Raw genomic sequence first — 22,571 nt, forward strand, 5'->3', positions numbered from 1 at the left:
CTTACTACTTGACGGCACCCACGGCGATGCCGCGTGTGAGGGTCCGCTGGAAGACGAGGAAGAAGACGATGGCGGGCAACACACCGAGCAGGGCAGCCGCGTTGGTCATCGTGGCGTCCATCAGGCGCTGGCCCTGGAGGACGCCGAGGGCCACCGACACGGTCTGGTTGTCGTTGGAGATCAGCATGACGAGGGGGAGCAGGAACTCGTTCCAGGTCCAGATGAAGAAGAAGACCAGCAGGACGCCGATCGTGGGGCGGCTGACCGGGACCACGATCCGCCACAGCACCTGCCACTTGTTGGCGCCGTCGATCCGGGCCGCTTCGAGGATCTCGCGGGGGAACTGGCCGAGCACGGAGGAGAGGAGATACGTGCCGAACGCCGCCTGGATCACCGTGAAGACGATGATGACGCTCAACCTCGTGTCGTAGAGGCCGACTTGCTTGCTCAGGTAGTAGATCGGGTAGACCAGCGCCTCCTGCGGCAGCATGTTGGCGAGGACGAAGAACGCCAGGACCCAAGTACGGCCCTTGATACGGCCGATGCCGATCGCGTACGCGTTGAGGACGGAGAGCGCGGCGGCGAGGAGGGCCACCGAGCCGCTGATCAAAGCCGAGTTGAAGAGTTTCTGGCCATAGTCGACGCGCTGCCAGAAGTCCTTGAGGCCGTCCAGGTAGAGGCCCTTGGGGAGGCTGAGCGGGCCGTGTTCGGAGTACTCGGCCGGTGACTTCACGGCGTTGACCACGACGATCAGGAACGGCACGACCATGAAGAGGGCCGCGAGGCACAGGGCGATCAGTACGGGGTAGCGGCGCAGGGCGGTCGTCATGTGCGGGCCCCTTCCTCGGCGTCCTCCGCGCGGGTCTGGAGTTTCAGGAAGGCGAGGGAGAGCACCAGGATGATCACCGTCAACACCGTTGATATCGCGGCTCCGTAGCCGACCTGGGTCTTCTCGAAGAACGTGGTGAAGGAGAAGTAGGACGGGACATCGGTCGCGCCGCCCGGGCCGCCCTTCGTGAGGACGTACACCGCGCCGAACACCTTGAGCGCGGCGATCGTGCACCAGGTGAGGACGACGTATATCTCCGGGCGGATCTGCGGCAGCGTGATGTGCCAGAAGCGGCGCCACCAGCCCGCGCCGTCCAGCTCGGCCGCCTCGTAGAGCTGGGGGTCCACACGTTGCAGGCCGGCCATGAACACCACGAGCGGGAAGCCGAGTTGGACCCAGACCATGACGCCCATGACGCTGTAGAGCGCGATGTCCGGGTCGCCCAGCCAGTCCTGCTGCCAGGAGCCCAACCCGACTGCTTTCAACAGGGCGTTGAGGGAGCCGTTGTCGGGGGCGAGGATCCAGCTCCAGACGATGCCGGCGACCGCGATCGGGAGCACCTGGGGGAGGTAGAAGCAGGCGCGGAGGATCGCGGCGATGCGGGTGCCGAAGTGTTTGGCTATGTAGTCGAACAGGGCGGCGGCCAGGACGAGTCCGACCAGTGTCGGTACGGCTGCCATGGCCACGACCATGAACAGGCTGTGGCGGAAGGACGCCCAGAACTCCGAATCGCCCAGCAGGTCACGGTAGTTGGCGAGGCCGGTCCACTTGGGGTCGCCCACGCCCTGCCAACTCGTGAAGCTCACGGCCGTGTTCATCAGGAAGGGGATGACGATCACGGCGAGGGCGGCGAGGGCGCCGGGGAGGAGGAAGAGGGCGTAGGAGTTGCGGGGGTGGGGGCTACGAGGGTTGCGCGGGCCGGGGTGCCGGTTCTTGCGGGTGGCCCGCGCGCCCTTCTCGACGGTGACCGTCATGTCGACGGGACGCCCTTGTCGTACGCCTTCTGGAGGTTGCTGAGATAGGCGTCGGGCTTCTCGCTGTTCGTGATCAGCTTCTGGGTCTCGGAGACGAGGACGTCGTAGAAGCCGGGGACCGGCCAGTCCGGGTAGAAGGCCAGGCCGTCACGGGCGGAGACGGTGTTGAAGTTGGCGATGAGTTCCTTGGACTTGGGGTCGGTGATCGCGGAGGTGTCGGCCGCGACCGGGATGCCGCCCTTGTTGCCCATCAGGTTCTGGATCTTCTTCGACAGGGTGATGTCGATGAAGTCGTAGGCGAGTTGCTTGTTCTTGGCGCCCTTGGGGACGACCCAGATGTTGCCGCCGGAGCCGAGGGTGAGGTTCGAGCCGGGCCAAAGCGTCGTGTCCCAGTCGAACTTGGCCTCCGTCTGGAAGCGGCCGTACCACCAGCTGCCGGAGAAGAGGATCGGGGCCTTGCCCTGGATCCAGGAGACTCCGGCGTCCTCGGCCTTGGTGGAGCTGGAGGTCTTGGCGATGTAGCCCTTCTTCACCCAGTCGGCGAAGGTCGTCGCCGCGTAGGTCCAGGCCGGGTCGTGGAAGTCCGTCTTGCCCTTGTACAGCTCGTACTTGTCGACCCAGGCGCGGTCGGCCTTCGAGAGAGCCAGTTGGTAGAGGTACTGCTGGGCCACGTACTCGGCGCCGGCGTTGGCGAGGGGGGTGATGCCCTTCGCCTTGAACTCGCCCAAGGCGGTGGTCAGTTCGTCGAACGTCTTCGGCTCGGCGATCTTGTACTTCTTGAAGAGGGCCTTGTTGTAGTAGACCATCGTGTACTCGCCGTAGTCGGTGACGCCGTACCACTTGCCGGAGCCCATCACTCCGTCGGTGTTGTAGACGTCTGTCGTGCCTACGCTCGCCGGGATCTTCTTGTCCCAGCCGCGCTTCGTCGCCTCGGCGGTGAGGTCTGTGAGCAGGCCTTGTTTCGAGAGCAGGCCTGCCGTCGCGTTGCCCTTGTTGTACTCCATGATGTCTGGCGCGTCCGAGGAGTTGAGGACCATGGGGGCCGTCTTCTGGATCTGCTCGAAGCCCTTTTCCTCGAACTTGACCTTGACGCCCGGGTGTTGGGCCTCGAACTCCTTGATGGCCTCGTTCCAGGCGACGCCCATCGCGCTGTCGGGGCCCTCGTAGTGCCAGAGCTTGAGGGTTTTGCTGTCCGAGGAGTTGGTGTCGGAGCCGCCGCAGGAGGTGAGGAGCAGGGATCCGGTGAGGATCAGTGCGGCTGTCGTTGCTCGCCGTGGTGTCGTCAGCATCCAGTGCCTCCAGGGGAGTCGGAGGGGGTCGAATCGATTCGACGAGGGGCGTCGAAGCGCTTCGATGGAGGAAGGTATGTAGGGGCTGTGAGGGCGTCAATGGGTGCGGCAGGGATTGGGGCAAGCGGTTCGATGAGTTTGTGTGTCGGGTGCGGGTGCGTTGTGGCTGGTCGCGCAGTTCCCCGCGCCCCTACGGGGTTGTCCTGCCCTGAAATCCGGCCAGCAGGGCGCTTGCCGCTGCCGCAACTGGCAGCCAGAATGCCGCCGTTGGTGAGGCATGGTCCGTTGTCCAGCCCGCTGCCGCCGAGCCGCAGGCGATTCCCAGCAGCAAGCCCGTCACCGCCAGGCTCATGCCTTCGTTCAACCTGCCCTCAGGTGTGCGGTGTTGGAGCAAGGTCATTGCGGTGATCATCGCGGGGGCCGTTGCCATGCCAGCCGCCGGCAAGGCGATTGCCAGTGCTGGGAGGGAGTTGAAGGTGTGGGCCGCCAGTAGGGGCAAGAGCATCAGGGTCGTCATCGCCAACAGGCACCACCGCAGGCGGTGTTCCGGTGGGCCCGTCGGATTCAGCGTGCCGTAGATCAGGCCCGCCGCGCAGGAGCCCGCCGCCTGGAGGGCCAGTACCGCGCCGCCCGCCGTGCGGTGGCCTGCCGCGTCCGCGTAGGCGAGTGTCGCGACCTCCATCGCGCCGAACACCGCACCGGTTGCGATGAAGCCGGCGATCAGGGGTGGGATGCCCGGTGTGCGGAGAGGTGAACTGCCCTTTGGGGTTGCACTTGGTGGGGGTTCCGTGGCGCGCTGGGCCGTGAAGATCAGGATGCCCGTCACGAGCAGGACCGCCCCCGCCAGCGTGCCCGCCTCCGGGAAGAACGTGCCGCACAGGAAGGCCGCCAGGGCCGGGCCCAGCATGAAGCACAGCTCGTCGGCCGCCTGCTCGAAGGAGTTGGCCGTGTGGAGGGCGTCGGGGTCGTCGGCCAGGAGGTGGGCCCAGCGGGCTCGGGACATGCCGCCGGTGTTGGGGGTTGTCGCGGTGGCCGCGTAGGCCGCGAACAGGGTCCAGTCGGGGGCGTCGTAGTGGACGCAGAGGAGGAGGGAGAGGGAGCCCAGTGCCGCAACTGCCGTCGCTGGTACGGCCGTTCGGGACTGGCCGTGTCTGTCGGTGAGTCGGGCGATCCAGGGGGCGGTCACCGCGGTCGCCGCCAAGCCCGTTGCCGTCACCGCGCCGGCCAGGGCGTATGAGCCCCGGGTGCCGGCGATCATCACGACCGCGCTCACGCTGAACATGCCTGCGGGGAGGCGGGCGATGAGGTTGCCGGCGGTGAAGGCTCGGGCGCCGGGGATGGTGAACAGGCGGCGGTAGGTGGGCTGTTGGGGTGTAGGGCGTGGCATGGGGCAAGCGTCGTTCGAAGTGGATCACCGGGTCCAACACCTGGTCCGGGTCGATTCACGCACCTGCGTTGTAGGTTCGCCGGATGTCTGCCCACCTGGACCCCCGACTCCTCCGTGCCTTTCTCGTCGTAGCCGAGGAACTGCACTTCACCCGTGCCGCCGCCCGTCTGTATGTCGCCCAGCAGGCGCTCAGTCGTGATGTGCGGCGGCTGGAGCGGGAGTTGGGGGTCGAGTTGTTCGTGCGGACCACTCGGCAGGTGGCCCTGACGGTGGACGGTGAGCGGCTGGTGCCGTATGCGCGGCGGGCGCTCGGGGCGCAGGAGGAGTTGCTTGCCGCGTTTCGGGAGGCCGGGGCCCGGCCGCTGCTCGTCGATCTGAACTCGCCGGGTCTCCTCACCGGGCGCCGCGTGCTGCACCGGGCCCGTGAACTCGCCCCGGAGCAGGAGCTGATGGCCCGCTATGAGAGTGGACTGACGGGCGCGGCAAGGGAGTTGACGGCTGGGCGGCTCGATGTGTCGTTCGGGCGGTTCGCCGGGCTGGAGCCGGGGTTGCGGGCCGGGCTCGATCATCAGCTCGTGCGGTACGAGCCGATGGCGGTGCTGCTGCCCGAGGGGCATCGGCTGGCGTCCCTCGACGCGGTGCCGGTGGACGCGCTCGCGGGGGAGGCCGTGTACGCCGGGGCCGGGAATCCTCGTACCCCGGAGTGGACGGATCTCGCGCGTCGATTGTTCGAGGGGCGTGACATCGAGGTTGCCGCGCCCGCACCCATGGCCGTAGGCGAAGAGGAGTTCGAACGGGTCATGGCCAAGACGGGGACCCCGATTCTCGCCGTGGTGGATTTTCCGGCCATGCCCCGGACGGTGCTGCGACCACTGGTGAACCCGGTGCCGTTGTCCGTGGTGTCGCTCGTGTGGCGAAAGGGGCTGGTGCACCCCGGATTCGATGCGCTTCGACGTGCTGCGGTGGAGATCGGCAACGCCGAAGGATGGCTGCGGCGGCCGGTTAGTGGATGGATTCCAGCCATCGACGTGGACATGCTAAAAAGGAGAAAATGACGCATCCCGGCACATGGAGTGCTCCCGTGCGCTACCTTCAGGGCCTGAGCACGGTGTGGTAAGGGGGGCGCGAGGACCGGGTGGGGGCCCGGTTCGGCGGCGTGTGCTCAGGGTCGTTTGCGCACCCGGAACAGTCCCGTGGGGGGATGTGCGTGCGCATGGAAAAGTGGCGAGAAGACGCCCAACCGGAATGGCCCCAAGCCGCATCCGCGACCAGAGACGTACCGGTCATAGGCGGAGAGGCCGAGGAGGCGTTCCCGGACACCGAAGTGACCGGAGCGGTCGGAGGAACCAGGGGAACCAGAGGACCAGAAATCCTGGAAGGCGGACGGCATGCCGCCAAGGTCGGTCGAAATATCGGCACGGACGGTCGGCATGGCGGCGCGGATGGTCGTCATGCGGGCAAGGACAGCCGTCGTACGGCCAAGGACGGTCGTCGTATACGGACCGGGTGGCCCGAGCCGCCCGCCGGCAAGGACGTGTCCGCCATCGGTGCGGGAATCCTCGCCGATCCCTGGGGCGCGGCACCGGAGACGGGGACCGGGTCCGGGTCCGGGTCCGGGTCCGAAGGGGGAGCGGCCGATCCCGACGAGGTGACCGTCCAGCTCGACGGGCCCGCCCAGCACGCGGCGGCCGGGGGCAAGAGCGGCACCGGCACCGGTAACGACGGGTCAGACCGGCCCGTCTTCGTCGACGAGTCCGGCCGTCGTAGCCGTAGGTACCGGCGGTTCGGTATGGCCGTCGGTATCGCGTGCGCGGTGTACGCCGTCGTCATCGTCATCACGTTGCTGTCCGGCAGTTCGGACGCGCCGTGGTTGCCGGTGCCGGGGCAGAAGGACGACGCGCCCGCGGGCAAGGTCGACACCTCGCCGTCGCCCGGCCGGTCGGGGCAACCGTCCGGCGGCAGCGACAGCGTGGCGCCGGGGAACATCCCGACGGCGAGCGACGGTACGACACCGTCGCCGGGCGCGAGCGTGAGCGGCACGGCCGGCGCGTCCGCGAAGCCCGGGGCCAAGACCAGCGCGTCCGCGTCGCCCGGGGCGTCCGCGAGCAAGAGCGCCTCGGCGCCGACGAGTGGCGGTGCGAGCAACAACCCGGTCGTACAGCCCTCGCGGTCGTCGACCGCGCCGTCGTCCGACCCGTCCCCGTCCGCCAGCGTGAGCACGCCGGTCGATCCGACACCGACCCCGAGCGCCACGACGGGCACCGGCACGGTGGCCGACGCGCCGAGCACCCCGTCGCCCGTGGCGCAGGGGCCGGCCGCGCCTTCGGAACCGGCGCCGGCCCCGTCCAAGACCCCGGAGCACATCCTCTGATGGCATCGCACAACCGCCGCCCCAGGCCCGCGAATCCGGCCCCGGGCGGGCGCCATGGCACAACTCCGTCCGGTCGGGGGGAAGTTGGGGTCGGCTCTGGGGCAGGGTCCGGAGCCGGCTCCGGAGGTGAGCCCGGATTCGGATCAGCTTCCGAGTCCGGAATCGGGCCTGGAGCCGGCTTCGGAGCCGAACCGGGGTCCGTGGCGGCACCCGTGTCCGGAAGCCGGCCACCGGCGCCCGGAGACCCGCAGCGCGCCGCGCACTCCTCAGTGCCCCGCGCCCCGCATCGCGCCGCCTCGCGCGCCCCGCGCGTGCTCCGGCGCCGCCGGCTGTCCATGCGGTTCCTGCTGCCGATGCTGCTCCTCGTCGCCCTGCTCGCGATGCTGATGCTGCGCGGCTATGTGCACAGCGAGATCCTCGCCGACCACCGCATCCGCCCCGAGGCGGCGACCGACAAGGTGCCGGACAAGATCCTCGACGGCGGCCCGGTCATCGACACTCGCAGCGGCCGTACGACCAGCCTGGACGTGCCGGACCACGACATCGTGCTGACCTTCGACGACGGCCCCGACCCGACCTGGACGCCCAAGGTCCTGGACGTGCTCAAGAAGCACCACGCGCACGCCGTCTTCTTCGTCACCGGCACGATGACCTCGCGCTACCCGGAGCTGGTCAAACGCATCGTGGCGGAGGGCAACGAGGTCGGCGTGCACACCTTCAGCCACCCCGACCTCTCCTTCCAGTCGAAGAAGCGCATCGACTGGGAGCTGTCCCAGACCCAGTTGGCGATCACCGGCGCGGCGGGCATCCGTACCTCGCTCTTCCGCCCGCCGTACTCGTCGTCCGCCGACGCGATGGACAACCTGTCCTGGCCGGTGACCGAGTACATCGGCACCCGCGGCTACATCACGGTCGTCAACAACACGGACAGCGAGGACTGGCAGAAGCCCGGCGTCGCGAAGATCATCAGCAACGCGACCCCGCGCGGCGGCAAGGGCGCGATCGTCCTGATGCACGACTCGGGCGGCGACCGCCACGAGACCGTGCAGGCGCTGGACAAGTTCCTGCCGGAGATGCAGGCCAAGGGCTACAGGTTCGACAACCTCACCCAGGCACTCGGCGCGCGCAGCGCGCTCACCCCGGTGACCGGCGTCAACCTGTGGAAGGGCAAGGCGTGGATCTTCCTGGTCCAGGCCGCGGACGACATCACGGGCGTCCTGGTGGTGGGCCTGGCGATCACCGGCTCGCTCGTCATCGCCCGCTTCGCGCTGATGCTCCTGCTCTCCGGCATCCACGCCCGCCGGGTGCGCCGCAAGGACTTCGCCTGGGGCCCACCGGTCACCGAACCGGTCACGGTCCTCGTCCCGGCGTACAACGAGGCCAAGTGCATTGAGAACACGGTCCGTTCACTCATGGCGAGCGAGCATCCCGTCGAGGTGATCGTCATCGACGACGGCTCGGCCGACGGTACGGCGAGAATCGTGGAGGCGCTGTTCCTGCCCAACGTGCGCGTCGTGCGCCAGGTCAACGCGGGCAAACCGGCCGCCCTCAACCGCGGTCTGGCGAACGCCAGTCACGACCTCATCGTCATGATGGACGGCGACACGGTCTTCGAACCCGCCACCGTAAGGGAGTTGGTCCAGCCCTTCGGCGACCCGCGCGTCGGCGCCGTCGCGGGCAACGCCAAGGTCGGCAACCGGGATTCCCTGATCGGGGCCTGGCAGCACATCGAGTACGTGATGGGCTTCAACCTCGACCGCCGTATGTACGACGTCCTCCGCTGCATGCCGACGATCCCGGGCGCCGTGGGGGCCTTCAGGAGAAGCGCGCTGGAGCGGGTCGGCGGCATGAGCGACGACACCCTCGCCGAGGACACCGACATCACGATGGCGATGCACCGCGACGGCTGGCGCGTCGTCTACGCCGAGAAGGCCCGGGCCTGGACGGAAGCCCCGGAGACGGTCCAGCAGTTGTGGTCCCAGCGCTACCGCTGGTCCTACGGCACGATGCAGGCGATCTGGAAGCACAGGGGCGCGCTCCTGGACCGGGGCCCGTCCGGCCGCTTCGGCCGCGTGGGCCTCCCCCTGGTGGCTCTCTTCATGGTCATCGCCCCCATCCTGGCCCCGCTGATCGACGTGTTCCTGCTCTACGGCCTGGTGTTCGGCCCGACGGAGAAGACGTTCCTGGCCTGGCTGGGCGTGCTGGCGATCCAGGCGTTCTGCGCGGCCTACGCCTTCCGCCTCGACCGCGAACGCATGACCCACCTCGTCTCCCTGCCCCTGCAACAGATCCTCTACCGCCAACTCATGTACGTCGTCCTGCTCCAGTCCTGGATCACCGCGCTCACCGGAGGCCGCCTGCGCTGGCAGAAGCTGCGGCGGACGGGGGTTGTGGGGACGCCGGGGGGTGCGGTGCCGGGGGCGCGCAGCGGCAGCGGCAGCGGTAGTGACCGGAGGACTGTGGCATGACGCACGGATACACGGCGGGTACGGGCACGAACCCGGATCCGGAATCGACGCCGGCGTACGGGATACCCCAACAGCGCCAGCATGAACGGGAGTTGGCACCGGAGTCGAAGAAGGCGAAGGGGGCTGGGGGCGGCGGTCGGGACCGCTACCTCGACCTCCTCCGCTCGATCGCTCTCGTCCGGGTCGTCATCTACCACCTCTTCGGCTGGGCGTGGCTGTCGGTCCTGTTCCCTTCCATGGGCGTGATGTTCGCGCTGGCGGGTTCGCTGATGGCCCGCTCCCTGAACCGTCCCGCGCTGGGTGTGATCAGGGGTCGGCTACGGCGACTGCTGCCCCCGCTCTGGGCGTTCGGCGCGGTGGTGCTGGTGATGATGTTCGGGATGGGCTGGAACCCGCTCAAGGACCCTGACCTGGGCGGCAGTTGGGGTGTGCTGAAGCTCTTCGACTACCTCGTGCCGTTCGGTGCGCCGCCGTATCCCGAGCATCTGGGGTCGGAGTCGGGCCTGTTGGAGAGCACGTGGGCGGACCAGGCGGCGGGCCCGTTGTGGTACTTGCGGGCGTATCTGTGGTTCGTGATCGCGTCGCCGTTGCTGCTGTGGGCGTTCCGCAGGGTCCCCTGGGCGACGCTGCTGGCACCTCTGGCGTTGACGGCGGTCGTAGGCACGGGCCTGGTGACCATCCCCGGCGAGACGGGCAACGCGGTCTCCGACTTCGCGGTGTACGGGGGCTGTTGGGTCCTGGGCTTCGCACACCACGAGGGCGTACTGAAGAAGGTCCCGCGCTACCTCGCGGTGTCGGGCGCGACCCTGATCATGGGCTTCGGGCTGTGGTGGGCGTCGGGTCATCTGGGCCCGGACGGCTGGGACTTGAACGACATCCCGCTCGCGCAGGCGGCCTGGTCCTTCGGCGTCGTGGTGATCCTGCTCCAGTACGCGCCGTCCTGGCAGACGTTGCCGGGGCGGTTGGCTCGCTGGGACAAGCTGGTGACGCTGTCCAACAACCGTGCCGTCACGATCTACTTGTGGCACAACCTCCTCATCATGGCCACGGTCCCGATGATCGACCAGCTGTACAACCTGCCGTTCATGGAGAGCGACGCGGCGACCGCCCTCCTCGACAAGACGGACACGTTCCTGATGTTCCTGCTGATCTGGCCGCTCATCGCGGTGGCGATCCTCGCGTTCGGGTGGATCGAGGACATCGCCGCCAAGCGGAGTCCGAGGTTGTGGCCCAACGGGGTTGTGCGGGGGCGGAGTCGGCGGAAGGTGGCGTCTTCTTAGGCGGCGGGTGACGGAGACGGGGACGGAGAGAGCGACGGCGACCGGTCCGAACAGGTTCACCATCTGCTGCTGGAGAGCCATCACATCCGTCATCGTGTACAGGCCCCGGGCCGGGCAGATACGTGAGGCCGGTGACGCGGAAACGGGCAAGGGCTGCCGGCCGCGTCCTGGAAGCCGTACCTGTGCGGGTGCGTAGTTCACGGATGACTCGGGGGCGTACGGCTGGGGCGCTGAGGGGAGGGGTCTCGACCTCGACGAGGGCTACGGTGGCTCCGACCTCCGATGGTCTCCACTCCGTACGGTCTGTCGGTTCAGGAAGGTGCGACTTTGTCCACGCGAACGGGCTTTTCCCTTCAGGGGCGTCATAACCCGATGCAGTTCTTTCTCCGCTTCACCGCTCTGACGGTCGAGGTCGACGGCCAGGCCCAGAAGGGTGCGTGGAGCAGCCGCTTCGTACCGCTGACTCCCGGCTCGCATCGGGTCGATGTCTATTTCCGCTACCTGTTCAAGACCCGCTGCTGCGAGGCCGGTGCGACCGTCGAGGTCCGCGATGGGCAGGTGGTCGAGCTGGAGTACCGGGCCCCGCAACTCATGACATCTGCTGGTCGGCTTACGGCCGTCCGCTGAACTGCCTTACGCGGAGCGCCGGTCGGCGGACTTGAGGGTGCGTATCAGGTGCCGTAGGCGGTCGGTTGTCGTCGTCAGGATGACTTCCGGGGTGTCGCTTTCGCGGAGATGGATCGTGTCGGGGGCCGAGGTGGCGACGTTGACGCAGTTGGACGCGTCGCCGCTGTAGGTGGACTTCTGCCAGTGCGTGGTCATGCTGTGTGCCCCTCAGAGGTCGTGCGTGATGCGGTGGATCAGATCGCGGGACGCTTCAGGAGCCAGGGCGTTCGCCTCCATGTGATCCACGACCGACCGGTACTTGCTCAACTGGGCCTCACCGTCCAGGAATTCGCAGCCGTGGTGAGTGTCCAACTGCACGGTATCGAGTTGGGGCACCGCTCCCGCTACGTAGTCGATGCCCTGGCCGGTGCCGTGGAAGCTCTCCCTGCCGAAGGGGACGACCCGGACGGTGACTTGGGGCAGTTCGCTCATGCCGATGAGGTGCTTGAGTTGCGCGGCGGCGATGTCCCGGCCGCCATAACCCATCCTGAGTGCTGCCTCGTGGATGGTCGCCGTGTAGGGCGTGGGGTCGTTCCGGTGGAGGATGCCCTGCCGCTTGATGCGATGGGTGAGGCGGTGCTCGATCTCGTACTGCTGGAGCGGCGGGAAGACGCCACGGAAGAGCGCGCGAGCGTGGTCGGTGGTCTGGAGCAGGGCCGGGATGTGGATCACCATGGCCACGCGCAACTCGGCCGCGTAGTGCTCCAGTTCGGCCAGGTCGATCAACCCGGCCGGTAGGTGTTCTCGGTACTCGTCCCACCAGCCACGCATGCGTCCGCCGGTCATCTCCGCCAACGCCTCTACCAACGCGAGGTCCGCGCAGCTGTACGCACGGGCGAACGTACGGACCCGGTCGGCGCTCACGGCGTACCGGCCCGCTTCGATGCTGCTGATCTGCGCCTGCTTGACGCCGAGTTGTCCCGCGGCGGCGCTGGACGTCAGTCCCGCGTGCTCCCGCAGTTTGCGCAGCTCTGTGCCCAGGCGCTGCTGGCGCAAAGTGGGGATGGTGCTGGGCGGCACGGGGCTCTCTCTCGTCGGACGCGCTCCCGTGGTCACCCACAAGAGGGAATTGTGAACTCTATTGGCCAAAGACGGCCCAACTTGCCGATGTTCAGGGCCGGTTGAAGATGATGAGGGAGGGCATGCGGGACGGGAAGGTCAGCCCGGAATCGTTCTTCGCGGTCGTGCCCGGTCTGGAGACCCAGGAGAGGCAGCTGGTCGCCAGTCTGAGCAAGGCCCGGCGAGTCCAGGTGGACCGGGACCAGCGGGGCAAGAGCCCCGACAAGGTACGTGCCGAGTGGGAGGCCGCCACCATCCCCGGCAAACGCGCCATCCTGGGCCAGTACTTGCAGGCCGCCATGGTGCACCCGGCACGGCCCAAGGGACGCGGGTTCGACCACGAGGCCTACGCGCCGGTGTGGAAGCCCCTGCCGCAGTAACGGGGTCTTCGGACTTGAGCGGTGTGGGTCCTTGCCGGTGCCCCTGGAGGGGACCCTCCCCGAGAAAGTGTGACACTTCCGCGCGGAGTGTCACACTTTCTCGCCATGCCTTCCTGATGCCGAGCGTCCCCGCGCACTGCCCAACTTCGAAGACCCCGGTAGCGTCGACCGAATAGCGAAGAGCCCCGATGGCCTTCTTGGTCACCGGGGCTCTTCGCTATTCAGGTGCTGTGTCGTCCCGTGGATGCAGTATCGCGTTGGTCTTACGCCATTGCTCGGGCGTTATCTTCGGAGCACGTGCCACGTGCAGGGACAGCCACTGTTCACGAGTGAGACGCGGACCACGGGGCGGACGACGAGAACGATTTGGGCGCGCAGCCACTGGAATTCTCCACTTCCAGGCAGACGGTCAGAAGTGGCGTCTGCGCTGCGGCCGTCACGACGCGCCAAGTCGTGACGGCAAATGTCTCGTCTCTGCTGAGTCTCTTCCTGCCCAACGTCCGCTCAGGGCCCCAGAGTTCCAGAACGCGGCACCACCCGCAGCTGAGCCCTGCCCATCAGCTCTCGTACGGACCGCACTGGCACCAGGACCACCCCCGGGCACTCGGCCAGCAGCAGGGCGGACCGCTCTCCGGCGAACAGGGAGGAGGCGCGGAGCAGCGCGTGATCGAATCGGAGTAACTTCTCTTTACTTGCTCAAGGGCGCGCCTTCGGCCCGGCGTGCGGCCTGTGCCGCTCGGCCCGGCGTGCGGCCTGTGCCGCTCGGCCCGGCGTGCGGCCTGTGCCGCTCGGCCCGGCGTGCGGCCTGTGCCGCTCGGCCCGGCGTGCAGCCTTCGGCCGGTCCGGTCCGGCGGCAGCCGCGCGACGACCACGGGCAACCATGAGCGTTGGAAGGTCACGCCGACCTGATCGGCGTAACTCTTCTTCTCTGTTCTTGAAGGCGGCGACCGTGGCGTGTCCGGTCGCAGGTTGTGGCTGGGGCCGACGGCCTACGAGGCTTGAGGCAGCCACCATGGGGCGAGCCTCGAAGATCATGGCCCCAACGTCGTGCTTTACCGGGCAGCTTCACCAACTGCCCGACGCGCCATCAGCTTACGGGGCCATGATCACTCACCCCATGGCAGCTCCCGCCCCAAGCCTCTACGGCCGGCGGCGTGCCCACAGCGCACCATGACCCCAGCTCAGGATCAACAGGACCAGCATTGTGGAGACAGCGGAGAGCCCCGCCCAGCGTCACGGGGGAGGACGCACGGGCGGGGCAGCCGACACTCTGAGCCTTGCTCAGGCCGTTCTCAGCGTGCCGGAGTCACCACATGATCACGGGGACATGGGGGCCGCCCGCGCACTCGGGACAGGGCAGCATCCCAGTCTGTTGACAGCGGGAGCATCCGCCGAAGCCGCAGCACCCCGGACACCACACCGCCCGGCGCCCGACGCACCGCTTGCAGTGCCCCGGAAGATCCTCCAGCGGCATGCCCGCGAACTCCCGTTGCACTGTCGGCTTCCGGGGTCGTACCGGGGCGGTGGTCATCCGACCGCCTCAGCGGACGCTGCGGGACTGTCGTCGTCCTCGTCGCCGTCAGGCACCGACAGACGCAGCCCTCGGCTCTCAGCGATCCGCAGCACATCAGTCAGACACTCGGACAGGCGCAGCGTCGCGTAGCGCACCTCGGCGTGCGTGGCCATGGGGTTGCCCAGCACCGTGGACGCTTCCGTGACCATGTCCGAGCCCAGGCCGAGTTGCGCGGCTTCGAAGTCATCAGCGAGACGGGACAGGAACCCGCCCTCGGTATCGGCGCTTAACAGGCACCGCTTGCCGTCATCTGTCGTCCAGGGCAGCAATCGGGGTAGATGCCCCGATGACACGTCGGCAAGCTCCTGCCGCCGTTGCCGGTCGCCATCCGCTCTCTGCATCGCTTCGGTCCCCTCTGCCGCTGATCGGTAGAGAGAACGTACGGGCGCCCAGATCCCCAACCCACGGGCACAGAGCGGTAGTTCAGCAGCTCGCAACGCCGAACTACCACGCTCCGCAGCGGCTATCCGGCGACCCCGAGATGAGTCGCCATGCTGCGCATGTCCTCCGTCAGCGTCCGCTTACGGGTCTTGAGGAGGTCTCCCATCACGCGTCGTGCCATGGGCTGATGAGTCAGCCACTCGCCCGACGTACGGCGCAGCCTGTTCAACTCGTCCATGGCGTCCTGGTGCGACCCGAGCGCGACGTTGGCACGAGCGACGTCCAGGCGGTGACGGCCCCAGTTGTTCGGGCTCAACTTTCCGTAGTTCCGCATCGCCTTGGCGCTCAGCGGCCCGTCATCGGCCCGTCGGAGTACGCCGCGCGCATCACCCACGAGCGACAGGTCTTCAACGGCCTTCGCTTCAGCCGTCACTGGCCCGAACGCACTCCAGTGCGCCGGGAAGTCGAGGTGCTCACTGTCCAGTGCGCCCCCGGCAGTGCGTGCCATCCTGCGGGCTTCTTGCGCCACGTCCGGCCGGTTGTTTCGTACCGATGCCGCAGCGACCCTGAGCCACAACTCACCCCACACGGCAAGGTGCGCGGGCGTCGCCTCGGACATACGCGGTTCGATCTCCGCCGCAGTCTGCGCTGAAAGCTGCTCGCTCTCGTCGAACCGGTCCTGCCGCAGCAGCAGCCAGCACAGCCCCACAACTCCCGTGGCCGCAAGCTGAGTTTGCCCCGCCTCACGGGCAAGCCGAATCGCCTCGGCCAGCGCGTAATAGGCCATGTCGTACTGCCTCACCTGTGTGAGGTACTTGCCGGTGAGCAGCAGCGCATGGCTCCGGGCGATCATGGCATGTTGCAGCTCTTCACCTTCGAGAGCTGCCACGGCCGCTTCGGAAGATCGCAGCAGCTCGGGCAGCATGCGTGCGACAGATGTGTAGCGGTCGGCCTGGTAGAGCGCGTGACCGTCCTGAACGCTTCGCCGGATCGCAGACAGTTCCCCTGCCACCCCGGGTTCCGACAAGGATGCAGAGAGTCCGATGGGAGGCATCAGGGCCCGCCGCAGCTCCGCCAAAGATCGGCGGTTCGCCTCATCCTCCGTGCCCAGCACAGACTTTGGCGTCTCCGTCGCGAACAGCGCAGAGGTGGAGACCCCCAGCGCACGCGCCAGCGCGGCGAGCGTCTCCATGCTCACGTGCCCGCCCTGCTCAGCCTTCCGGACAGTGCTCAGTGACAGGTCCGCCGCTTCGGCAAGGCCCTCTTGGCTCAGTCCAGCCGTGCGGCGGTACTTCCTGACGTTGTCGGCCAATCCTGTGGACATCAGCACTCACCTCACAACAAGCGTATGCCCATGCGCCAACCGCACAACGCGAGTTCGGCAAGCCTGGCCGGACCGGGATCAGCGCGTGACCAGTAGATTCGATGACACACTTTCGCAAGTAGCTTGCGAACTCGTCACCAACGCCTACCGGCACACCCACGGCCCCGCGTCACTGCGCCTCACCGCCCTCGGCGACGGACGGCTCCGCGTCGGCGTCTGGGACTCGAACCCCCACATCCCCGCCCCCTTCGACAAACGGCCCGGTGAACAACTCCCGCCCGCTCCGACCGACGCCGACAACGGACGCGGCCTCCACCTCGTCCAGACGTACGCCACCTCCTGGGGCGGCTGGCCGATCGGGGACGGTGGGCTGATGGACCGGGGCGCGGGGAAGCTGCTGTGGTTCGAGGTCGGCGGGCGCTGTGTCACGGCGCACCGGTAGCGGTGGACGTATCCAGGCGTTCGATCCGCCGTAGCACCGCAAGGTCCTCGCTGTCGGCCGGAGCCGTCATCACCATGAGGGTCTGTTGGGTGTCGGGAATGCGGAGGGTCTGCCAGTGGAGGGTGTACCGGCCGGCCGCGGGGTGGACGAAGGTCTTCGTGCCGTGGCTCTGGTACGTCGCGTGGCGCTCGGCCCACCAGGTGCGGAAGTCCGGGTCGCGCAGGGACAGTTCGCCGATCAGTGCCGACAGGCGGGGATCGTCGTGGCCCTCGGCCGCGGTGCGGACGTACGCGACGCAGATCCGGGCGATGCCGGACCAGTCCACGTAGCGCCCCCGCACGGTGGGGTCGAGGAAGAGCAGGCGCAGGAAGTTGCGCTCGCGCCGGGGGAGGGCGGCGAAGTCGGTGAAGACCGCGGTGGCCAGCCCGTTCCAGGCGAGGACGTCGAGGTAGGGGCCGAGCAGTACGGCGGGGCTGTCGCGCAGGTTGTCCAGCAACATCCGCGTGTGCGGCAGGACCCGCTCCGTGCGAGGGCCGCTCGGCGGCTGCCGGTCGCTCTTGTTGGCCAGCCGGTAGAGGTAGCTGCGTTCGTCCGGTCCCAGGCGCAGCGCGGTGGCGAGGGCGTTGAGGACCGCGGGCGAGGCGCCGGGCAGGCGGCCCTGTTCCAGGCGCGTGTAGTAGTCGGTGCTGATCGCCGCGAGCTGCGCCACCTCCTCGCGCCGCAGCCCCGGCACCCGGCGCGGCCCGCCGGTCTCGGCGAGACCGACCGTGCCGGGGTCGAGCTTGCTGCGGCGGGCCCTGAGGAAGGCCCCCAACTCCGTCCCCGGCTCCTCGGGACGGCGGCTGCTCGTGGTCATACCCACCATTCTCTCCCGCGGACGAGTGAGCAGCCTGGTCCAATTCCTTCCTAGGAAGGATCCTTCCCAGGAAAGAGTCTGCCCTGGTCAGCGGTGTGGAGTGGAGCAACGATGGAGGAAATCCCCCCGTTTCCCTCCCCGGATCACCGGATCACCGGATCCCCGGAGCCTTGGACCAGAGGAGTCACCATGCGTCAGGACATCGGCTTCCGCAGCAACGGCCGCCATCTGCTCGGCCATCTGTATCTGCCCGACGAGCACACCGTGGGCGAGCGGCTGCCGGCCGTCGTGGTCGTCGGCCCGGCCTCCGGCACCAAGGGCCAGGTCCCGGCGGTCTACGCCGAGCGGCTGAGCGCACTCGGTTACGCCGCCCTCGCCTTCGACCACACCGGCTACGGCGAGAGCGAGGGCTACCCGCGCAGCGACGAGGACCCGTTCGCCAAGATCGAGGACGTCAAGAACGCCGTCACGTTCCTGACCTCGCGCGCCGAGGTGGACGCCGCCCGGATCGCGGCGGTCGGTGTCTGCGCGGGCGGCGGTTACGCGCCCGCCGCCGCCGTGGCCGACCGGCGCATCAAGGCCGTGGCCACCGCCAGCGGCCTGCCCGATCTGCGGGCCACCGTCCTGGCCGCGGGCGACTGGCGGGCGATCATGGACGCTGCCCAGGGCGCCCGGGAGTCCTACCGGGCCACCGGCCGACCCGTCCACGTCCCGTTCCTGGCGGACGGCCCACTCGACCCGTGGCGGGAGAACGGCAAGAAGTTCTACCTCACCGACCGCAACCAGGACCCGAACTGGCGCAACGAGACCCTGCTGTGGTCCTACGACAAGATGGTCCACTTCTCCGCCCTGGACACCATCGAACTCCTCGCCCCCACACCGCTGTTGCTGATCGCCGGGACCGCGGCCGAGACCCTGGCCCAGAGCGAGGCCGCCTACGCCAAGGCCCACGAGCCCAAGGAACTGTTCCTGATCGAGGGCGGCACCCACTTCGACCTCTACGACCGCCCCGAGTACGTCGGCCCCGCCATCGCCAGGATCGACGCGTTCCTCAAGCAGCACTTGTCGTAGGCGGCGGGGGCAGGGTGCCGTCACCTCACCGCGCCCACCCCCCGCCCGTGAGAGCAACGTTCCCTTCCGGTCACCCACAGCCACAGCGCGGAAACCCGCCCTCCCTACCTTCGGGATGCATCACTGCTCGTTACCCCGTAGTGCATCGTGGAGGCGTCATGACAGCCCCGGCCCCAACTCCCGCCCCCGGCAAGTGGATCGAGCACTGGGATCCGGAGGACGAGACCTTCTGGCGGGAGACCGGTGAGAAGGTCGCCCGGCGCAACCTCGTCTTCTCCGTGCTCTCCGAGCACATCGGCTTCTCGATCTGGACCCTGTGGTCCGTGCTGGTGCTCTTCATGGGCCCGGAGTACGGGCTGACCCCGGCCGACAAGTTCCTGCTGACGTCGATGGTCACGCTCGTCGGCGCGGTCGTCCGGGTGCCGTACACCTTCGCGGTCGCCGTCTTCGGCGGGCGGAACTGGACGATCGTCTCCGCGAGCCTGCTGCTCGTCCCGACCATCGCCGCGTTCGTCGTGATGAAGCCGGGGACCTCCTTCGACACCTTCCTCTGGATCGGCCTGCTGGCCGGCATCGGCGGCGGCAACTTCGCCTCCTCCATGACCAACATCAACGCCTTCTTCCCCTTGCGGAGGAAGGGGTGGGCGCTCGGGCTGAACGCCGGGGGCGGCAACATCGGCGTGCCCGTCATCCAGCTCGTCGCCCTCGCGATCATCGGGGCCAGTGGCGGGCCGCGCGTGCTGCTCGGGATCTACATCCCGCTCATCCTCGTCGCCGCCGTCCTCGCCGCCCGCTTCATGGACAACCTCACCTCCGTGAAGAACGACACCGGCGCCGCCAAGGACGCCGCGCGCGACTGGCACACCTGGATCATGGCGTTCCTGTACATCGGCACGTTCGGGTCGTTCATCGGGTACGCGTTCGCGTTCGGGCAGGTGCTTCAGGTCCAGTTCGGCCGTACGCCGTTGCAGGCCGCGTATCTCACCTTCATCGGCCCGCTGCTCGGCTCGCTCATCCGCCCGGTCGGCGGCTGGCTCGCGGACCGTTACGGCGGTGCGCGGATCACCCTGTGGAACTTCGTCGCCATGGCCGCCGCGACCGCCGTCCTGGTCGTCGCCAGCATGCAGAAGTCACTGCCGCTGTTCGTCGCCGTGTTCATCGTCCTGTTCGTGCTCAGCGGGCTCGGCAACGGGTCGACGTACAAGATGATCCCCGGCATCTTCCAGACCAAGGCGCTCGCGAAGGGGCTCGAAGGGGACGAGGCCGCCGCCTACGGGCGTCGGCTCTCCGGGGCCTCCATGGGGCTCATCGGGGCCGTGGGCGCGCTCGGCGGGGTCGGCATCAACCTCGCCTTCCGGCAGTCGTTCCTGTCCTCCGGCTCGGGGACCGGCGCGTTCGTCACCTTCCTCGTCTTCTACGGCCTCTGCTTCGGGGTGACTTGGGCCGTATACCTTCGCCGCCCGACCGCCCAGGCTCAGGCCAAGGCTTCCGCATCGGAGGTGAAGTCGCAGCTCAGCTATGCCGAGGTGTGACGTAACACCGGCGACATAAAGCCGAACCGAGCCTGTCACGCGCCGTTGACAGGCTCGTTCGGCATGTAGGCACCGGGTCATTCCATACGCGACTGCGTGTACGAACACGACTGCGTGTACGAACAAGACTGTGTGTACGACTACGTTCGGGACGAGAGCCATGCACGAGGAACAGCAGCCAGCGGAGCGCGCGCAACACGGGCCCCTCTCCGGGTTCACCGTGGGCGTCACCGCCGCGCGCCGTGCCGACGAGCTGGGGGTACTGCTCCAGCGGCGCGGCGCGGTGGTCGTGCACGCGCCCGCGCTGCGCATCGTGCCCCTCGCCGACGACAGCGAACTGCTCGCCGCGACCAAGGAGTTGATCGACCAGGCGCCGGACGTCGTGGTGGCTACGACCGCGATCGGGTTCCGGGGATGGATCGAGGCAGCCGACGGGTGGGGGCTCGGCGAGGCGCTCCTCGACCGGCTCCGCGGGGTGGAACTGCTCGCGCGCGGGCCCAAGGTCAAAGGGGCGGTGCGCGCGGCCGGGCTGACCGAGGAGTGGTCGCCGTCGTCCGAGTCCATGGCGGAGGTGCTGGACCGGTTGCTGGAGGAGGGTGTCGAGGGGCGCCGGGTCGCGATCCAGCTGCACGGCGAACCGTTGCCCGGGTTCGTGGAGTCGCTCCGGGCCGGGGGAGCGGACGTGGTCGTCGTTCCCGTGTACCGGTGGATGCCGCCCGAGGACATCGCCCCGCTGGACCGGCTCCTCGACGCCACGGTCTCCCGCGGCCTGGACGCGCTGACGTTCACCAGCGCACCGGCCGCCGCGTCGCTGCTCTCCCGCGCCGAGACCCGGGGCCTGCTGCCCGAACTCCTCGCCGCCCTGCACCACGACGTCCTCCCGGCCTGCGTCGGCCCCGTCACCGCGCTCCCGCTCCAGAACCACGGCATCAGCACGGTCCAGCCCGAACGCTTTCGCCTCGGCCCCCTCGTCCAACTCCTCTGCCAGGAACTCCCCGGCCGCGCCCGCACGTTGCCCATCGCGGGCCACCGCGTGGAGATCCGCGGCCACGCGGTCCTGGTGGACGGCGCGCTACGGCCGGTCCCACCGGCCGGCATGTCACTGCTCCGCGCCCTGTCCCGCCGCCCGGGCTGGGTCGTCGCCCGCGCGGAACTCCTCCGCGCCCTCCCCGGCGCCGGCCGCGACGAACACGCCGTAGAAACAGCCATGGCCCGCCTCCGCACAGCACTCGGTTCCCCGAAGCTGATCCAGACGGTGGTGAAACGGGGCTATCGCCTGGCACTGGACCCGTCGGCCGACACGAAGTACGCCGACGTGTGAACCGGTGTCGGTACGGGGCTGATGGTGCGGGGTGTCGATGCCGACGTACCCGGGGGCTCCGCCCCCAGACCCCCATCGGCCCTGAAGGGGCCTCGTCCTCAAACGCCGGACGGGCTGAATCTCGCCGACCTGTACTGAGAAGCGAGCGACCCACCACGAACTGACCCGGATGACGCCGCCCTGCACCAAGAAGCGAGCCCCCGCAAGCTGGATGGCGCCGACCTGCGCTGAGAGCCCTCCCGGCACTGAAGGTGCCCCCGCACCAGGACCCGCCCTGCACCGAGAAGCGAGCCCCCGCAGGCTGGTTGGCGCCGGCCTGCACCGAGAGCCCTCCCGGTACTGAAGGTGCCCCCGCACCAGGACCCGCCCTGCACCGAGAAGCGAGCCCCCGCAGGCTGGTTGGCGCGGACCTGCACCGAGCGCCCTCCCGGCACTGAAGGTGCCCCCGCACCAGGACCCGCCCTGCACCGAGAAGCGAGGCTGCACCGGCTGGATTGCGTCGGCCTGCGCTGACAAGTAGCCCTCCACCAGCGGGATGGCGCCGGCCTGCGCCAGGAGCTTGCCCTGCACTGAAGGCGCTACCCCGCACCAAGCGCCCACCCGGCATCGAACGCGTCACCCCGCACAAGACCCCGCCCTGCGCTGAAGCCCCCGGCCTGCACCGAGAGAACACCCGGCGCTGAATGGCCCCACCCCGCACCGACAGACCCCCCGGCACTGAAGGCACGCCCCGCACTAAGAAGCGCCCCCACGCCGAAACCCCCCGTACAACACCAGCCCCCGCACCAAACACCCCACCCCCACCGTCGACAACACCGCCCGCACCACATTCCACCCCACCCACGCCCCCTCGAACCGCTCCCGAGCCACCCCCACATCAGCCGTGCTCGCCAGGCCGTCATTCAGCGGGATGTTGAAGGCAACCGTCACCAGAAACGCCAACGCATACGCGACCAACCCCGCCCACACCCACCCCCGAAACGGCCTCCCGCGCACCTGCCACGCGGACACCCCGGCCAGTACCAACGCCCCCATGAAGCTCAGGAAGAACACCGGGTTCTGGATCACGTCGTTGATGTTGCGCATCACCTCCACGAACACCCGGTCGTCGCTGCGCGCCAACGCCGGCATGATCGCGCAGGCGAACACGTAGAAGACCCCGGCGATCAACCCCATCGCGACGGTGGCCGCACCCAGTACCCAACCCGTGCCGATCGTGCCCTGTTTCTCTGTCATGCCCTCCAGTCAACGGACAGGGCACCCCGCCGGACATCGCCGAGACGCGCGACCGCATACGCGACCGTCCACACCGATGTCCACGCGCGCCCCGCACAAGGGGTTACGGCCACGCGAGCGGGCAGGCACTGT

At 68.6% G+C, this 22,571-nt stretch carries 21 protein-coding genes; 9 read left to right on the top strand and 12 right to left on the bottom strand.

Features of this window, described 5'->3' with window-relative positions; genetic code table 11:
* Positions 1-4: 4 nt before the first annotated feature.
* The 4 genes from OG194_RS28420 to OG194_RS28435 form a co-directional block, all read right to left on the bottom strand.
* Positions 5-829: a carbohydrate ABC transporter permease gene (locus tag OG194_RS28420; protein ID WP_327403623.1), complete on the bottom strand. Its 825-nt coding sequence runs from the start codon at positions 827-829 to the stop codon at positions 5-7.
* Positions 826-1,803 (bottom strand): carbohydrate ABC transporter permease, encoded by a 978-nt coding sequence (locus OG194_RS28425; RefSeq protein WP_327403624.1) that lies wholly within the window; start codon positions 1,801-1,803, stop codon positions 826-828. The genes OG194_RS28420 and OG194_RS28425 overlap by 4 nt, the downstream gene beginning before the upstream one ends.
* Entirely contained in the window at positions 1,800-3,092 is a 1,293-nt protein-coding gene (locus OG194_RS28430; protein WP_327403625.1) for an ABC transporter substrate-binding protein, read from the bottom strand. The genes OG194_RS28425 and OG194_RS28430 overlap by 4 nt, the downstream gene beginning before the upstream one ends.
* 190 nt (positions 3,093-3,282) lie before the next feature.
* Positions 3,283-4,479: an MFS transporter gene (locus OG194_RS28435; RefSeq protein ID WP_327403626.1), complete on the bottom strand. Its 1,197-nt coding sequence runs from the start codon at positions 4,477-4,479 to the stop codon at positions 3,283-3,285.
* Between the two features lie 83 nt (positions 4,480-4,562).
* Here OG194_RS28435 and OG194_RS28440 point away from each other — a divergent pair, with 83 nt between their 5' ends.
* A complete protein-coding gene (locus OG194_RS28440) occupies positions 4,563-5,534 on the top strand; it encodes a LysR family transcriptional regulator (protein ID WP_327403627.1) in 972 nt (323 codons plus the stop codon).
* Between the two features lie 107 nt (positions 5,535-5,641).
* On the opposite strand, the gene OG194_RS28445 is transcribed toward OG194_RS28440, so the two are convergent.
* Positions 5,642-5,932 (bottom strand): hypothetical protein, encoded by a 291-nt coding sequence (locus tag OG194_RS28445; protein ID WP_327403628.1) that lies wholly within the window; start codon positions 5,930-5,932, stop codon positions 5,642-5,644.
* Positions 5,929-6,828 carry a hypothetical protein gene (locus OG194_RS28450; protein ID WP_327403629.1) on the bottom strand — a complete coding sequence of 300 codons (900 nt, stop codon included), beginning with the start codon at positions 6,826-6,828 and terminating at the stop codon, positions 5,929-5,931. The genes OG194_RS28445 and OG194_RS28450 overlap by 4 nt, the downstream gene beginning before the upstream one ends.
* 357 nt (positions 6,829-7,185) lie before the next feature.
* On the opposite strand from OG194_RS28450, the gene OG194_RS28455 reads away from it, so the two are divergent.
* From OG194_RS28455 to OG194_RS28465, 3 genes are all read left to right on the top strand, one after another.
* Entirely contained in the window at positions 7,186-9,318 is a 2,133-nt protein-coding gene (locus tag OG194_RS28455) for a bifunctional polysaccharide deacetylase/glycosyltransferase family 2 protein (protein WP_327407236.1), read from the top strand.
* Positions 9,315-10,598, top strand: coding sequence for an acyltransferase family protein (locus tag OG194_RS28460; protein ID WP_327403630.1), 1,284 nt, complete (start codon positions 9,315-9,317; stop codon positions 10,596-10,598). Before OG194_RS28455 ends, OG194_RS28460 begins: the two co-directional genes overlap by 4 nt.
* Before the next feature lie 372 nt (positions 10,599-10,970).
* Positions 10,971-11,225 (top strand): hypothetical protein, encoded by a 255-nt coding sequence (locus OG194_RS28465; RefSeq protein ID WP_327403631.1) that lies wholly within the window; start codon positions 10,971-10,973, stop codon positions 11,223-11,225.
* A gap of 6 nt (positions 11,226-11,231) precedes the next feature.
* Here the strand turns inward: OG194_RS28465 and OG194_RS28470 are convergent, their stop codons facing one another.
* The gene (locus OG194_RS28470; protein ID WP_327403632.1) at positions 11,232-11,420 is read right to left on the bottom strand and encodes a DUF397 domain-containing protein; all 189 of its coding nucleotides are present in this window, start codon (positions 11,418-11,420) and stop codon (positions 11,232-11,234) included.
* Positions 11,421-11,432: 12 nt separating this feature from the next.
* Positions 11,433-12,284, bottom strand: a complete 852-nt coding sequence (locus OG194_RS28475; protein ID WP_327403633.1) for a helix-turn-helix domain-containing protein — start codon at positions 12,282-12,284, stop codon at positions 11,433-11,435.
* Positions 12,285-12,406: 122 nt separating this feature from the next.
* Between OG194_RS28475 and OG194_RS28480 the strand changes: the two genes are divergently transcribed.
* Positions 12,407-12,703 (top strand): hypothetical protein, encoded by a 297-nt coding sequence (locus OG194_RS28480; RefSeq protein WP_327403634.1) that lies wholly within the window; start codon positions 12,407-12,409, stop codon positions 12,701-12,703.
* 1,527 nt (positions 12,704-14,230) lie between these two features.
* Here OG194_RS28480 and OG194_RS28485 read toward each other — a convergent pair.
* Entirely contained in the window at positions 14,231-14,617 is a 387-nt protein-coding gene (locus OG194_RS28485; protein ID WP_327403635.1) for a hypothetical protein, read from the bottom strand.
* Between the two features lie 122 nt (positions 14,618-14,739).
* Entirely contained in the window at positions 14,740-15,981 is a 1,242-nt protein-coding gene (locus OG194_RS28490) for a helix-turn-helix domain-containing protein (protein ID WP_327403636.1), read from the bottom strand.
* Here OG194_RS28490 and OG194_RS28495 point away from each other — a divergent pair.
* Positions 15,974-16,423 carry an ATP-binding protein gene (locus OG194_RS28495; protein ID WP_327403637.1) on the top strand — a complete coding sequence of 150 codons (450 nt, stop codon included), beginning with the start codon at positions 15,974-15,976 and terminating at the stop codon, positions 16,421-16,423. The two genes, OG194_RS28490 and OG194_RS28495, sit on opposite strands and share 8 nt — an antisense overlap.
* On the opposite strand, the gene OG194_RS28500 is transcribed toward OG194_RS28495, so the two are convergent.
* Positions 16,407-17,279 carry a helix-turn-helix transcriptional regulator gene (locus OG194_RS28500; RefSeq protein WP_327403638.1) on the bottom strand — a complete coding sequence of 291 codons (873 nt, stop codon included), beginning with the start codon at positions 17,277-17,279 and terminating at the stop codon, positions 16,407-16,409. The two genes, OG194_RS28495 and OG194_RS28500, sit on opposite strands and share 17 nt — an antisense overlap.
* A 189-nt stretch (positions 17,280-17,468) precedes the next feature.
* On the opposite strand from OG194_RS28500, the gene OG194_RS28505 reads away from it, so the two are divergent.
* The 3 genes from OG194_RS28505 (at position 17,469) to OG194_RS28515 (ending at position 21,203) form a co-directional block, all read left to right on the top strand.
* On the top strand, positions 17,469-18,350 hold the full coding sequence (locus tag OG194_RS28505) for an alpha/beta hydrolase (protein WP_327403639.1): 882 nt from the start codon (positions 17,469-17,471) through the stop codon (positions 18,348-18,350).
* Between the two features lie 158 nt (positions 18,351-18,508).
* Positions 18,509-19,882 carry a nitrate/nitrite transporter gene (locus OG194_RS28510; protein ID WP_327403640.1) on the top strand — a complete coding sequence of 458 codons (1,374 nt, stop codon included), beginning with the start codon at positions 18,509-18,511 and terminating at the stop codon, positions 19,880-19,882.
* A gap of 160 nt (positions 19,883-20,042) precedes the next feature.
* The gene (locus OG194_RS28515) at positions 20,043-21,203 is read left to right on the top strand and encodes a uroporphyrinogen-III synthase (protein WP_327403641.1); all 1,161 of its coding nucleotides are present in this window, start codon (positions 20,043-20,045) and stop codon (positions 21,201-21,203) included.
* Positions 21,204-21,938: 735 nt separating this feature from the next.
* Here the strand turns inward: OG194_RS28515 and OG194_RS28520 are convergent.
* Entirely contained in the window at positions 21,939-22,439 is a 501-nt protein-coding gene (locus tag OG194_RS28520) for an anthrone oxygenase family protein (RefSeq protein WP_327403642.1), read from the bottom strand.
* Positions 22,440-22,571: the final 132 nt, after the last annotated feature.

The organism is Streptomyces sp. NBC_01288 (assembly GCF_035982055.1).
Classification (GTDB): Bacteria; Actinomycetota; Actinomycetes; order Streptomycetales; family Streptomycetaceae; genus Streptomyces.

Excerpts from the sequence above, each read along its gene's own strand:
- OG194_RS28435 (WP_327403626.1), bottom strand. The coding sequence starts at position 4,479 with ATGCCACGCCCTACACCCCAACAGCCCACCTACCGCCGCCTGTTCACC.
- OG194_RS28485 (WP_327403635.1), bottom strand. The coding sequence starts at position 14,617 with ATGCAGAGAGCGGATGGCGACCGGCAACGGCGGCAGGAGCTTGCCGAC.
- OG194_RS28510 (WP_327403640.1), top strand. The coding sequence starts at position 18,509 with ATGACAGCCCCGGCCCCAACTCCCGCCCCCGGCAAGTGGATCGAGCAC.
- OG194_RS28465 (WP_327403631.1), top strand. The coding sequence starts at position 10,971 with ATGCAGTTCTTTCTCCGCTTCACCGCTCTGACGGTCGAGGTCGACGGC.
- OG194_RS28500 (WP_327403638.1), bottom strand. The coding sequence starts at position 17,279 with ATGACCACGAGCAGCCGCCGTCCCGAGGAGCCGGGGACGGAGTTGGGG.
- OG194_RS28490 (WP_327403636.1), bottom strand. The coding sequence starts at position 15,981 with ATGTCCACAGGATTGGCCGACAACGTCAGGAAGTACCGCCGCACGGCT.
- OG194_RS28460 (WP_327403630.1), top strand. The coding sequence starts at position 9,315 with ATGACGCACGGATACACGGCGGGTACGGGCACGAACCCGGATCCGGAA.
- OG194_RS28455 (WP_327407236.1), top strand. The coding sequence starts at position 7,186 with ATGCGGTTCCTGCTGCCGATGCTGCTCCTCGTCGCCCTGCTCGCGATG.
- OG194_RS28440 (WP_327403627.1), top strand. The coding sequence starts at position 4,563 with ATGTCTGCCCACCTGGACCCCCGACTCCTCCGTGCCTTTCTCGTCGTA.
- OG194_RS28445 (WP_327403628.1), bottom strand. The coding sequence starts at position 5,932 with ATGACGACCATCCGCGCCGCCATGCCGACCGTCCGTGCCGATATTTCG.
- OG194_RS28430 (WP_327403625.1), bottom strand. The coding sequence starts at position 3,092 with ATGCTGACGACACCACGGCGAGCAACGACAGCCGCACTGATCCTCACC.
- OG194_RS28470 (WP_327403632.1), bottom strand. The coding sequence starts at position 11,420 with ATGACCACGCACTGGCAGAAGTCCACCTACAGCGGCGACGCGTCCAAC.
- OG194_RS28520 (WP_327403642.1), bottom strand. The coding sequence starts at position 22,439 with ATGACAGAGAAACAGGGCACGATCGGCACGGGTTGGGTACTGGGTGCG.
- OG194_RS28515 (WP_327403641.1), top strand. The coding sequence starts at position 20,043 with ATGCACGAGGAACAGCAGCCAGCGGAGCGCGCGCAACACGGGCCCCTC.
- OG194_RS28420 (WP_327403623.1), bottom strand. The coding sequence starts at position 829 with ATGACGACCGCCCTGCGCCGCTACCCCGTACTGATCGCCCTGTGCCTC.
- OG194_RS28505 (WP_327403639.1), top strand. The coding sequence starts at position 17,469 with ATGCGTCAGGACATCGGCTTCCGCAGCAACGGCCGCCATCTGCTCGGC.
- OG194_RS28425 (WP_327403624.1), bottom strand. The coding sequence starts at position 1,803 with ATGACGGTCACCGTCGAGAAGGGCGCGCGGGCCACCCGCAAGAACCGG.
- OG194_RS28480 (WP_327403634.1), top strand. The coding sequence starts at position 12,407 with ATGCGGGACGGGAAGGTCAGCCCGGAATCGTTCTTCGCGGTCGTGCCC.